This window comes from Bacillus sp. MN7755 (assembly GCF_054771475.1).
The window spans coordinates 124,573-138,134 of the sequence record NZ_BTRL01000001.1; the positions used below are offsets into that span (position 1 = coordinate 124,573).

12 protein-coding genes and 1 other annotated feature are annotated in these 13,562 nt (G+C 36.0%); of the genes, 4 read left to right on the top strand and 8 right to left on the bottom strand.

Annotated elements, in window-relative coordinates:
* Positions 1-6: 6 nt before the first annotated feature.
* Positions 7-1,641, bottom strand: coding sequence for a methionine--tRNA ligase (gene metG / locus ACYVEC_RS00740; RefSeq protein ID WP_063222173.1), 1,635 nt, complete (start codon positions 1,639-1,641; stop codon positions 7-9).
* A gap of 50 nt (positions 1,642-1,691) precedes the next feature.
* Positions 1,692-1,962: a binding site (T-box leader), on the bottom strand.
* 114 nt (positions 1,963-2,076) lie between these two features.
* Between metG and ACYVEC_RS00745 the strand changes: the two genes are divergently transcribed.
* The 4 genes from ACYVEC_RS00745 (at position 2,077) to ACYVEC_RS00760 (ending at position 7,352) form a co-directional block, all read left to right on the top strand.
* Positions 2,077-2,895 (top strand): class I SAM-dependent methyltransferase, encoded by an 819-nt coding sequence (locus ACYVEC_RS00745; RefSeq protein ID WP_063222174.1) that lies wholly within the window; start codon positions 2,077-2,079, stop codon positions 2,893-2,895.
* 413 nt (positions 2,896-3,308) lie between these two features.
* A complete protein-coding gene (locus ACYVEC_RS00750) occupies positions 3,309-5,003 on the top strand; it encodes a methyl-accepting chemotaxis protein (RefSeq protein ID WP_063222175.1) in 1,695 nt (564 codons plus the stop codon).
* 223 nt (positions 5,004-5,226) lie between these two features.
* Positions 5,227-6,918, top strand: a complete 1,692-nt coding sequence (locus ACYVEC_RS00755; RefSeq protein WP_063222176.1) for a methyl-accepting chemotaxis protein — start codon at positions 5,227-5,229, stop codon at positions 6,916-6,918.
* 116 nt (positions 6,919-7,034) lie between these two features.
* Entirely contained in the window at positions 7,035-7,352 is a 318-nt protein-coding gene (locus ACYVEC_RS00760; protein ID WP_000076427.1) for a metal-sulfur cluster assembly factor, read from the top strand.
* A 77-nt stretch (positions 7,353-7,429) separates the two neighbouring features.
* Here the strand turns inward: ACYVEC_RS00760 and nprB are convergent, their stop codons facing one another.
* The 7 genes from nprB to ACYVEC_RS00795 all read right to left on the bottom strand — a co-directional run bounded on the left by nprB (position 7,430) and on the right by ACYVEC_RS00795 (position 13,451).
* A complete protein-coding gene (gene nprB / locus ACYVEC_RS00765) occupies positions 7,430-9,079 on the bottom strand; it encodes a neutral protease NprB (protein WP_063222177.1) in 1,650 nt (549 codons plus the stop codon).
* Between the two features lie 159 nt (positions 9,080-9,238).
* The gene (locus ACYVEC_RS00770) at positions 9,239-9,934 is read right to left on the bottom strand and encodes a pirin family protein (protein ID WP_063222178.1); all 696 of its coding nucleotides are present in this window, start codon (positions 9,932-9,934) and stop codon (positions 9,239-9,241) included.
* Positions 9,935-9,984: 50 nt separating this feature from the next.
* A complete protein-coding gene (locus ACYVEC_RS00775) occupies positions 9,985-10,395 on the bottom strand; it encodes a MarR family winged helix-turn-helix transcriptional regulator (protein WP_048528236.1) in 411 nt (136 codons plus the stop codon).
* A 111-nt stretch (positions 10,396-10,506) separates the two neighbouring features.
* The gene (locus ACYVEC_RS00780; RefSeq protein ID WP_063222179.1) at positions 10,507-10,941 is read right to left on the bottom strand and encodes a DUF3920 family protein; all 435 of its coding nucleotides are present in this window, start codon (positions 10,939-10,941) and stop codon (positions 10,507-10,509) included.
* A gap of 137 nt (positions 10,942-11,078) precedes the next feature.
* Positions 11,079-11,672, bottom strand: coding sequence for an undecaprenyl phosphate transporter UptA (uptA, locus tag ACYVEC_RS00785; RefSeq protein WP_063222180.1), 594 nt, complete (start codon positions 11,670-11,672; stop codon positions 11,079-11,081).
* Positions 11,673-11,753: 81 nt separating this feature from the next.
* Positions 11,754-12,953, bottom strand: a complete 1,200-nt coding sequence (locus tag ACYVEC_RS00790; RefSeq protein ID WP_063222181.1) for a cation:proton antiporter — start codon at positions 12,951-12,953, stop codon at positions 11,754-11,756.
* On the bottom strand, positions 12,954-13,451 hold the full coding sequence (locus ACYVEC_RS00795; protein ID WP_460505347.1) for a cation:proton antiporter regulatory subunit: 498 nt from the start codon (positions 13,449-13,451) through the stop codon (positions 12,954-12,956).
* Positions 13,452-13,562 lie beyond the last annotated feature (111 nt).

Below are 13,562 nucleotides of genomic sequence, written 5' to 3' on the forward strand. Positions count from 1 at the left end.
TCTATCTCACTTTACCGCTCCATATAGTTTCTCTATCTCACACTCAATTTGTTTTACATCGATTCTTTCAAATAATGGCTGCACACTATTAATTTGATTCGGTAACGTATTTTGAGGTTCCCAATTCTTTTTAACAATCGATAATGTGTTTCTAACTCTTTCACTTGAAAATGGTAAAAACGGTTCAAGGAGATTTGCAAAATTAGCGATGAGATACACACAGTTATAAATCGTCTCTTCGCATGAAACTGGATCATCTTCTCGTTGTTTCCACGGTTGTCTCTCATCAAAATATTTATTTGCAAAACGTACTGCATCAAATATTGATTCTAGCGCTACCTTAAATTTAGTTTGCTCAATCGCCTCTCCTACATTTTTATATAATCCTTCTACTTTATCTTTCAGCTCTACATCAATACTTCCCTTTGGTACAATGCCATCATAATATTTTTCAATAAACTTTAATGTCCGGTTTACAAAGTTCCCGTATGCACCTAACAATTCACTATTATGACTGTAAATAAATTCTCGCCATGAAAAATCAGTATCGCGATTTTCTGGTGCATTGACTGTTAAAAAGTAACGAATAGAATCTGGATTATAGCGTTCTAATATGTCAGGTACCCATACTGCCCAGTTTTTACTTGTCGATAATTTTCTTTTTTCAACTGTTAAATATTCATTCGAAACGATATGACGAGGAATTGCCCCTTCTCCTATTCCAAGCAATACCGCTGGCCAAATGATAGAATGAAACGGAATATTATCCTTTCCGTGCACATAATATGTTTTCGCTTCTCTATCCCAAAACTCTTGATCATCTTTCCCTGTTCCTTCAGCCCAATGTTTACTCGCTGAATAATAGCCTGTCACCGCTTCAATCCATACGTAAATTTTTTTATCTTCGTATCCCGATACCGGAATTGGAACTCCGATTGGTAAATCACGTGACACTGCCCTATCTTGTAACCCTTCTTTTACATATCTTTCTGTTAGCTGAATTGCATTGTCACGCCATGTTCCTTTTTGTTTTGCAATTTCTACAGACTCTTTAATTTGGTGCTGAAATGTATGCAATGCGAAATAGAAATGTTCTGTTTCCTGTACTGATGGCGTACTACCACATAACTTACATTTCTTGTCTAACAAATCAAGTGGATCTAAAATAGCAGAACATGCATCACATTGATCTCCTCTCGCTGCTTCATGACAATGTGGACAAATGCCTTCTACATAACGATCAGGTAAAAACTGCGTACACGTTTCGCAATATGCTTGTTCCACTGTTTTTTTATAAATGTAGCCTTCTTCTAATAAACGTAAAAAAACTTTTTGAACCGTTTCATGATGGTGCTCACTATCTGTACGTGTATAGCAATCATACGTAAAACCTAAATCCTGAAAACATCGCTCAAATTCTTCATGATACTTATCAGCAATTTTCTTCGCCGTCACTCCTTCTTGTTTTGCCCTAATTGCAATCGGTGTTCCATTACAATCACTTCCCGAAACATACAACACATTCTCACCTTTTGCCCGGTAATAACGTGCTAAAATATCTCCAGGTAACAAGCTCGCAATATGTCCAAGATGTAACGAACCATTTGCATACGGCCAAGCGCCTCCAATAAAAATACTCATCTTATATTCCTCCTTTAAAATACAAAAAGCCCCGCCCTTATCTTAAAAAAGATAAGGGCGGGGCTGTATAAACAGTCGCGGTACCACCTTATTTCGCCAATTACTCACATAATTAGCCTTAACAAGTACGGAGCTATATGCTCTTATACTGTGGTTTTGATAACGAGTACCAACTCTCGTCGCCGCCTACTATTATCATTTGATAAGTTCAGGACGAAGCTCAAAGGCCATTGTTCAAATGAATATTCTTGCTTCTTCTCAGCTACCGAAGCTCTCTGGAAAGAATGTGTTCATCCTACTTTTCCTTTTCAACGCTTTTACGTATAACATGTATTGTACGACTTAATCACAGAAAAATCAAACTTTTATCCAGAAAGAAAAGGAAATCCCATCCCCCTGCCGAATACCTATACGTTCACAAAAGGAGTGATACGATTGAATCAAAAACAACTAAGCACACGTAATGAAAAAAGCTGGAATGCAGCTGCTTATGAAGCTTGGACGAATCGCCACGGGGCGCCAGCTGATTATGCGAAAAAGCTCATAGAAAATCCTATGCGCGAGGTAGATCACTATTTACCTTACATACAATCTCCAAAAGGAAAACGTATTATTAATTTACTCGGGTCAAAAGGAAATAAAGCCGTCTCTCTTGCTCTTTTAGGGGCTGACGTAACGGTTGTTGATATTTCAGCAAGTAATGCAAAATATGCAAATGAACTTGCTGAAGCAGCCGGTGTCTCTATCCAGTATATCGTTTCTGATGTATTAAATGTCCAACTCTCCGAATCATTTGATATCGTATTGCTGGAACTTGGTGTACTCCATTACTTTCTAGATTTAAAACCGCTCTTCCAAAAAATTGCTACCTTACTTAAGCGAGATGGAATGCTTATTCTTCGTGACTATCATCCTGTTTACACTAAATTATTAGGAGTAGACCATCCCTCATTTCAGGCCAATGGGAATTATTTCGATGAAGAATTAATTGAAGATGATGTTGCTTATAGCATCCTTCTTACAGAAGCGCAGAAAGAATCGTTACCTAAAACAACCATCCGTCGTTGGACGCTAGGAGAAATTATTACAACACTTGCAGAAGAACATTTTAAAATTGAAAAACTAGTTGAAGAACACGGTTCGCATCAAAGATGGGTCTTTCCTTCTACTGCACCGGAAGGAATTGAAGAACGAATACCCGGTCTATATACATTAATTGCGACAGCATGCAAAAAAGGATCCCTTCACGGATAGGATCCTTTTTGCATGCTCACGCATATAAGTTGAGGTTGGAGATTACCATAATTCTGTAGAATAGGACACAAGATATTTCAACATTTCGTCTCTGACTTACGTCGTCAAAAAGGGGTATGACCAACATAACGAAGAGTAATGTTCATAGTTGATACTGATAATCGTTATCAACTAATTAGAAGTATACATGATGTTATTTCAAATTACAATAGTATTTCTAATTTTTATTTATGAACTTTTTGATATACAAATGTATACATTTTAAGAACATTTACTCATATCAATCTGCCATCTTCCATTATCTGCTATAATTTTCATTGAACAGATTAATAACTTCATAATGATGTTTTTATTAATTCTGCTCTTAATATTTATAAATTATAATAAATAGTTTTTAAAAGGCAGGGGTAACGATGAAATATGTTAGTATTCGAAAAAAACTACTCTTCACACTCTTAAGTATTTCTTCTTTATTTAGCATCGCTCTTATTGTTATTCTTTCATTCGCCATGAGCCAAGCAAGTGAAATTGAAACGTTAAAAAATGATGTATCCAAAAGAGCAACAATTTTAAAAGAACGTGGTGATTGGTTCCAAGCACAAGTTGCTGGTTTACAAGAATATTTACTGTCACATGATCAAAAAGGATTAGATAAATTCAACCGAGAAGGAAAAAAACTAGCTGATACTAGAGAAAAAGTAACAAGTGATAAAAAACTTCCAGAAGGAATGAAAGAAGCCATTTTAATGGGAGGAAAATGGCGCAGCGTCATAGATAATGAAGTCCTCCCTCTCGCTCGCGAAGGAAAATGGGAAGAAGCATCCAAAATCGCTTTAGCTCAAACCGATTATGTAAATGACCTTTTAGGTCGTTTTACGAAATATGCAAATGAAGAAAATGATAAACGTGACGCATTAATTACTGACGTAGAGTCTTCTTCATCTCTTATTCAATATATTATTTTCTTCTCACTCATTACATGTACAATAACTTCTATCTTATTAGCATGGTGGTTCTCTGGTAAACTCGTTAAACCGATACGACAAATTGATGAGAAATTAAAAGAATTAGCTTCTCAAGATGGCGATTTAACTGCTAGATTGCACGTAACGAGTAAAGATGAAATTGGTGATATCGCCAATTCCTTTAATCAAATGCTTGCTAACTTACAACGTATAATAAAACAAGTGCAACAAACATCAACAAGTGTAAAAGAAGCGTCTGAAAATGTGTTTATCGAAACAACTTCTTCTATGGAAAACACAGCAAAAACGCAAGAAACTATGAATGCCCTTGAACATAATATTCGTTCACAAGTCTCCAGCATCGAGGAAAGTTCAACTGCAATGGATGATATGACAACGAGTGTTCAGCGTATTGCAGAATCTGCCTCTTCTGTTGCTAGCCTAGCTGTTACAACTTCAGAAAAAGCAGATAGTGGTAATAAAGTCATTGAGAAATCTATTACACAAATGCATACCATTAACGAAGCTGTTAACGCTACATCACAAGTAGTAGCGCGACTCATTACACATACGAATCATATTGATACTGCACTTCAATCCATTTCTAATATCGCGGAACAAACGAATTTGCTCGCTTTAAATGCTTCCATTGAAGCGGCCCGTGCTGGTGAACATGGAAAAGGATTCGCTGTTGTTGCTGATGAAGTTCGAAAACTTGCTGAACAATCCCAGCTAGCAGCAACCGATATTAACCATTTACTTCATCAAATTCAAGCAGATACAAAAATAGCAAATGAAATGATGGCGCAAGGTCAGTCAGAGGCTTCTGAAGGCATTACAGTCATTCGTACCGCTGGATCTTCATTCTCAGAAATTGTTAACCACATTAATAAAGTCTCTACACAAATGCAAGAAATGTCTGCAACTGCTGAAGAGATGGCCGCAAGTTCTGAAGAAATGAACGCTTCACTTAATAACATCGCTTCTATTTCAAATGAAGTTGCCGCCGAAACATCACAAACAGCAACTTCAGCTGGTAACCAAGTAAACAAAATGAGTGTCGTTGCTAAAAAAGCTTCTGAAATGAAAACGACCGTACAAGAACTTGAAGTTCTCGTTTCCCATTTCAAAACAAACATTTAAAGCGAAATTTTCATTTATACTTCTATGATTTCCAAATTATTAAAAAGAGAGATTTACAGTCTCTCTTTTTTCACCTTAAAATATCTCTTTCTATCTCCCATTCCGTCTGCTATAATTCCTAAAGGAAAGAAGGAAGCTTTATTCCAAACGGAGTAAAGCTTTATTTCAATTTTTACATTAATTAATTCTAATACTATGATTTCACAAAGGAGGCTTTTATCATATGAGTTTTATTAGCATTCGAAAAAAACTAATGTTTATGATGGGAACGATTTGCGCTTTATTTGGCATCGCCTTAGCTTTTATTCTATTTTCTGCTATTGATCAATCTCGTCAAGCTGAAGCATTACAAAAAGAAATTTCCCCTCTGGCAACACAATTAAAAGAGCGCGGGGATGCTTATCAAGTACAGCTCTCTGCTTTAAGAGGTTATTTATTACAACATGATCAGGTCGAATTAGACAAATTTAATTCGATGAGTAAACTTCTTGAAGATAAGAAAGAGCAACTTCTTTCAAATCCTAACCTTTCTCAATCTGTGAAGGATACAATGGAATCAGGATCAACTTGGAGAAAATTTATTGAAGAGAAAGTTTTCACTCTTGCAAAAGAACAAAAGTGGGAAGAGGCTTTACAAGTAGCTTATGCAGAAAATGGTACTGTCTATAAAGTAATTGGTGACTTCACAAATTACAGTAATGAACAAGCCAAGTTACGTGACGAATCTATCAAAAAAATTGATCAATCTTCACTACAAATTGAATATGTTATCTTCTTATCACTTGTTATTTGTATTATCGTAGCTATCATTCTTGCATGGTGGTTCTCTGGTAAACTTGTACAACCAATTCAACAAATTGATAGTAAGCTAAAAGAATTATCATCTCAAGAAGGTGACTTAACAGCTCGCCTACAAGTAAATAGTAATGATGAAATTGGTACGATCGCAACATCATTTAATAAAATGTTAGAAAACCTACAACATATCATTAATCGTGTTCAAAAAACATCGGTGGAAGTACAAAACGCTTCTGAAAATATGCTAGAAAAGACGAATATATCACGCGAGGCAACAATAAAAGTTCAAAGCTCGATGTCCAACTTAAATGCGAGTATTCAATCTCAAGCCTCTAGCATGGAAGAAAGCTCAACGGCAATGGACGATATGGCAGTAAGTGTTCAGCGCATTGCTGAATCTGCTTCATCTGTAACTGAGCTTGCTGTAGTTACATCTGAACAAGCTAACGACGGAAGTACTGTTATTCAAAAATCCGTTTCACAAATGACAACGATACACGACGCGGTAAATGCTACGTCAGAGGTGGTCGAACGTCTAATCACTCACACGAAATATATTGATACAGCTGTACAATCTATTTCTAATATCGCAGAGCAAACAAACTTACTTGCTTTAAATGCATCTATCGAAGCAGCTCGTGCTGGCGAACAAGGAAAAGGCTTCGCTGTCGTAGCTGACGAAGTTCGAAAACTTGCTGAACAATCTAAAACAGCGGCAACAGATATTAACCAATTACTACATCAAATTCAACAAGACACTGAAACTGCAAGCTCTATGATGTCACAAGGTCGTTCTGAGGCATTTGAAGGCATTCACGTCATTCGTGAAGCTGGCAATTCTTTCACAACGATTGTGGAACAAGTAAATAAAGTATCTACTCAAATGCAAGACATCTCAGCAACTGCTGAAGAAATGGCTGCAAGCGCTGAAGAAATGAACGCTTCACTGAATAACATCGCTTCTATTTCAACTGAAGTATCTAGTGAAACAGCAGCAACAGCACAATCTGCTGAGCAAAAGGTCATTACTATGAATGAGATGACTGTAACTGCTAGACAAATGAAACAAACAGTTGAAGAATTAGATCAACTCGTATCTCATTTCAAAACTGAATAGCTCAAAAAAATATCCCTCTTCCAAAAGGGATATTTTTTTGAGCTCATTTCCTGCACATTATACACATTTCCGTTATAATGAGAATCGATATCATAAATGTGTAGGAGGTGCTATTTATGTCTCAAGAAGCATTTGAAAATAAATTATATGCCAATTTAGAAGCTGTTATTGATCCTGAACTAGGCGTTGACATTGTGAACCTTGGATTAGTTTATGACGTTACAGCAGATGAAAATAATAATGCTGTCATTACGATGACGATGACTTCTATCGGTTGTCCAATGGCTGGGCAAATTGTATCAGACGTAAAAAAAGTATTATCAACGAACGTACCTGAAGTCAATGAAATAGAAGTAAATGTCGTTTGGAATCCACCATGGTCTAAAGAGCGCATGTCTCGTATGGCGAAAATTGCATTAGGCATTCGCGACTAAATCAGTGGAACTTTAATCATTCGCAAATAGCTGGATAAAGAAAAGACCTGACATTCTAGTCAGGTCTTTTTCTCTTATTATTTTACGCCTACTGCATCATAAGCTTTCGCTACAGCTTGTACAGCTTTAGAATCTTTACCATATAAATCTTCAGCTGATTGAAGAGCAGCTTGACGCATCATCTTAAAGTCAGAGTTTGCAGTTAAATATTTCGTAAGAGCACGGTAATAAATTTTTTCTGTCGCTTCACGGCCTACTCCAGTTACTTTCACGCCGTAATGCTCTCCGCCATCAGATACTAAATAGGCAGCTTTATTGTTAATACTACTGTTAATATGAACGCCACCATTATCAGCTGTTCCAGTGTAGCGTTTATTGTAATGATCTGGGTAACCTTCACCTGGTTTTAATGGATTTGGAATAGATGCTGGATCTTTCAGAGAACGAAGTGCATCACCAGGTTTTCCAGGTGTATAAATGTCAGCACCTAAATCCCAGCTCTTCTTCTCAACCATGACACCCATAATATCAGATAACGATTCATTTAACGCACCTGACTCATTTTTATAAACAAGATTTGCTGTATGTTCCGTTACAGCATGCGTTAATTCATGACCGATAACATCTAGTCCAGCAGATAATGGAATGAATGTTTTTCCATCGCCATCACCATACATCATTTGTACACCATTCCAAGCTGCGTTATTCCAGCTTTCTCCAACGTGAACAGTCGAAATAAGCTTCGCGCCTTTATCATCGAAAGAATTACGATTAAATGTCTTTTTGTAGTAATCATACACTTTTCCTGCATTTACATGTGCATCAACTGCCGCTTTATCTTCGAAGAACTTAGATTTACTTTCAACTTCTTCTCCTGTATATCCAAGAATTTGTGAGAATAAATTAAACAAGTTTTCATCCATATTTTCTGCATCAAATGTATGAACACCTTGTCCTCGTTTCCCATCAAATAAGTTGAATGCTCCTGTTTTCTCATCTTGAGCAATTTCAAATGATTGTCTAGCGCCTAATACTCCATAACCGAACCCTGTAATATGATCTACAGCATTATATTTCTCAATTACATTTCCATTTGTTGCATCAACAAAATAATGCCAATATCCTGGAGCTGGCTTTGAAATCGATGCTTTCACTAAATATGCAAGATAGTAATTCCCATCTTTTTCATACACATATAAATCTTTTTTCACACCGTCATAATTCTTTACTTTACCAATTTCTTTCTCAATGCCTGCCTTTGCAATCGTTTCTGCTTGTTCCGCACTAATGCTTGCAAACGCAGGAATATTTTTATCCTCTAAATTCGGAATAACTTGTCCGAAGAATGCTTTTACATTATTTTCTTTATCAAGTGTAACAGTTTGATCTGAACCATACACAGGAATGTTATTATGTTTCTCAACTAACTTCACGTGTGTTGTGCCCGATTCAGCATCTTTTTCTTCCCCAACGACATTGAAATGTTTATCAATATTTCCTGCTAATTTAAACATATCTTTCTTACTCTCTAAATACTGAAAGACTGTCTCTTTTTTATCTAGTCCTTCCGGTGCTTTCCATTCTTCACCTATGTATGCAGGCGTTTTAAATTCTTGATGATATTGAATTTTTTGTTCTTCCGCTTTCGTTGTCGTTGCTCCAAATGTTCCAAATCCCCCGGCGATAACAGTTAAGGCTAATGCTGATGAAATGACTTGCTTTTTCACTATAACATTCCCCATTCCCTAAAGATTTTTGACACTTTTATACAATTCTTATTTTTTAAGCTAATACCTTTTTCCAAAATTTGAGAAAGATTTTTCTGACAATTCCACTCAAAAAAAGAGGACATCCTATTAGGTGTCCTCTTTTCTATAAACGTTTTATTATTTTTTCAATTCAATTGCTAAATAGTGTGATTGTTCTTTCGCTGCAATATGAATATCTTCTTCTACCGCTTCTGCCGCATCACGCATAACAAGTGTCTCACCATTGATTGCACTACTTCCTTCAATTTGAACAAGGTACAACTGACGACCTTCTTTCACTGGAAAATGAATTTCTTTTCCAGCTTCTAACGATAAAGAATATAAATTCGCATCTTGGTGAATTTGAATTGGTGCCTCTCCTTCTAATGGAGATACCATATGGAACCACTCGTTTTCACGCTTACTCCAATCAAATTTAAACTCACCATAGTTTGGCTTATGATCTGCACGGTCTGGTAAAATCCAAATTTGTAATAAACGCAATGTCTCATTTCCTAAATTATGCTCACTATGAAATACACCTGTGCCAGCACTCATATATTGAACATGTCCACGCTCAATTGTTCCGCGGTTCCCCATGCTATCTTCATGTGTTAAAGCACCATCTACAACGTACGAAATGATTTCCATATCGCGGTGTGGATGCATATCAAAACCAGTTTGTGCCGCTACTAAATCATCATTAATAACACGTAATGCTCCAAAGCTCATGTTATTTGGATTATAGTAATTAGCAAAGGAAAAATGAAAATGTGTATTTAACCAACCGTGATTCGCTCTTCCCATATTTTTATGATCAACTTTTCTAAACATATCCTTCACCTCATATTATCTCGAATTCAAGATTTATTTTAAAAATTTTTTCACTGTAATTTTTTTAGTAATTGTAATAATTGATTTTGTTCTTCTATATTTAAATTATGAAACTGCTCCGCTTGGAACGTTTCTTGAGGCGGGACAATTTCCTCATATAAAGCTCTTCCCTTTTCTGTTAATGAAATATATTTCGTAGTACCTTCTTGTTCACGACGAATCCACTCCATTTGCTCCATTTTATTTAAAAGCTGAGTGATATTTCCTTTCGTAACAAATAGCTTATTTCCAAGCTCTTGCTGTGTTAAACGATCATGCCCTCCAACTTGAGCTAGTACATCAAACTGAGCAGCAGATACATTCCATTTTTTCAAATGCTGATTCGTCTCACGAATACTTTTGTTATAAAAACGTGATAAACGAAACCATAATAATAATCCGAGCCTATCTTCAGTTTTCATTCTATCACCTCGCTCGTTTCATACCATTAGTTTAGAACTAAACTTTATGAAAGTCAATTACTTATTTTTAGTAAGAAACAAAGAAAGCACAGCGCTATTTCTCACTATGCTTTACATTAACTTTCTATTTTTATATTCATCGAATTTCCTCTCCGCGAACTTCCTCGCATCTTTTTCAATCCATCTCTCTTCGTACACTTCACTTCCGACATACAACACTTCCCTCTTATGCTGCATCGCATGGCGAAATTCATGCAGTAGTGTTTTGAGCACTTGCTCATACTCTTCCCACATACAAACAAAAATTAATTGTTTTTCTTTATGATAAAAACCGCCTATTGGGAATAGAAACTCTTCCTCTTCTTCTCCTAATGATAGAAGTACATGATTTGCATCACACGTATCACAAAAAATAACTGGCGTTTTACATACTTCAATAAGTGAAAACAAATCATCTCTCAGCCTTTTGACATCCCAAGGAAGCTCCGAATCCAACACATACCAATTCTCCACCTGTTGATATACATTTTGAAACTGGAGTTCCATTTTTCTATAATCCCCTTTCCAAACTCCCTTTTCCTATATGTATGCCACAATATGTAAAATATTAAACCTGCTCTTTCTCCTTTTGAAAAATGACAATAAAAAAAGAATCTATGTCAGCATAGATTCTTTTTACGTAATTACTTTTTTTTCATCACTTTTTTTAATACAAAGTAACCAACTGCACAAACAATAGCAGCAAGTGCAAAATATTTCACATAAGGCCCAGCTACTTTATTAATACTTTCCCACTCTGTTCCTAATTTAAAACCTAGATATACAAATACAATTGACCATGGAATAACAGCTAATGTAGTTAGCGTAATAAACTTAGCATGTGACATTTTTGCAATACCCGCTGGTATAGAAATAGCATGCCGTACAACAGGAATAAAGCGAGCTGTAAAAATAACACCAGTTCCGTAACGATTAAACCAATCTTCAGCATAATCAATATGCTTCTTCTGAATTAAAATATATTTTCCATATCGCTCAAGAACAGGTCTTCCCCCGTATCGACCAATCCAATAAATAAATAGTTGTGCGATTACACCGCCAATTGTCCCGAACGCGACAGCACCCCAAAACGTAATGCTTCCTGTTGATACTAAATAACCTGCATAAGACAATACGATTTCACTCGGAATAACCTCTAACATCAATCCAAGCATAATTCCCCAATAACCAAGTCCTTCTAGAAACACTAAAACTGAATGAATCAACTCTCCTAACATCATGTACCTCTCTTTACTGTTTTCATTGCAAAAAATAAAAGTACAAGTAGGAACTATCTTGTACTTTTATTTTTTAAAAATTTAGCTAGTTTTCGTATCCCACTTAAAGATTTTATTTAAAAATTTATATACATTCTTTGACTCTTTCGTCAGAAGTGGACCTAAGATGGATAGTATAAGCACGTATAGCGCTGAGAATGGTTTCAGTACTGACATTAAACCACCGGCGATACCGATATTGGCCATAATGATGGAGAATTCTCCCCTTGAAACGATTGTTAATCCAATATTTGTTGATGCTTTATGAGATAATCCAGCTTGTCGCCCTGCAATCATCCCAGCTACAAAGTTTCCGATGATTGTAAGAAGGACAGCACCTAACGTTAACCATATCGCTCCGCCTAATGAAAACGGATCAATACTTAATCCGAAACTGAAGAAGAAAATAGCTCCGAAAAAGTCTCTAAATGGAACGACGAGATGTTCAATTCTGTCACTATGCTCTGTCTCAGAGAAAACTAATCCTAAAAGAAGTGCTCCAATTGCTTCGGCAACGTGAATTGTTTCTGAAAAACCAGCAATGAAGAACAGTGAAGCAAATACTACAATAATAAAGATTTCATCTGAGCTAATATTGAGCAATTTATTTAATAACGGCGTCGCCTTTCTAGCTACAATAAAGAATAGAAGCATGTATCCTAAAGCAATTCCAATTGAAGTAAGGGCGCCTAAGAAGGAAGCATGATCCCCTAAAACTAAACCAGAAACAACTGATAAATATACAGCAAGGAATATATCTTCAAACATAATGATTCCTAAAATTAATTCGGTCTCATTATTACCAGTTCTTCTTAAATCCACTAACACTTTAGCAACGATAGCACTAGAAGAAATCGTAATAATACCCGCAATAATTAAGATTTCTAGTAAAGGGAATCCCATTATAAATCCGTATAATAATCCAAGTGAAAAGTTAATTAAAATATAGATCGTTCCGCCGATCGCAATAGAACGTCCAGATTTAATTAGTTTTTTCATCGAGAATTCTAACCCTAGATAGAACAGAAGAAACAGAACGCCGATCCGTCCAAGGAAGGAAATTACATTTGCACTTTCAATAAACTTGAAATCGATCACACCTATTGTCGGCGCATGCGGCCCCACTAACATCCCAAGAACAATTAGAAACGGAATTACTGAGAATTTAAACTTTCCAGCAATTACTGCCGCAATTGCAACTAATACTAACGCTGTACCAACTTCAAAAATTAAAGTATCCATCTAGTCAGTCCCCCTATTCGAAAGTAACTCATTAATAATTTTTTTAATTTCTTCTCTCTCACCAGAAACTACAAGCATATCGCCTTCTTCAATTACCGTTTCTGGCCCTGGATTAAATAGCTTTTTCATATTCTTCTTCATAACTGCAATGATCGTTACGCTATAGTTTTTTCTTATTTCAAGATCACCAATTGTTTTTCCGATTGCTGGAGCTGCATTCTCTACTTTAAACCACTCAATTGCTAAACCTTCAAAGACCATTTCAACATTTTCTAATGCTCCAGGCTTATACACCATTCCACCTAATATTGCTGCAATTTGTCTTGCCTCTGAGTCGCGTAATGAAATACTTGAGATACTTTCTTCATGGTCTGAATCAAAATGATACATTTCTCTACGCCCATCATCATGAATGACAATTACCATCTTTTCGTTACCTTTCGTAACGATTTGAAATTTGTAACCAATACCCGGAAGTTCACTTTCTCTAATATTCATATTTAGCTCCTCCACAACTTTTTTTATTTGAATTTTCTGTTTTTCTGTCTTTTGTTCATCCAAGCAACTTTAGAAATTCTAACCATTCAGGATACCTGTGATTTGGAAATC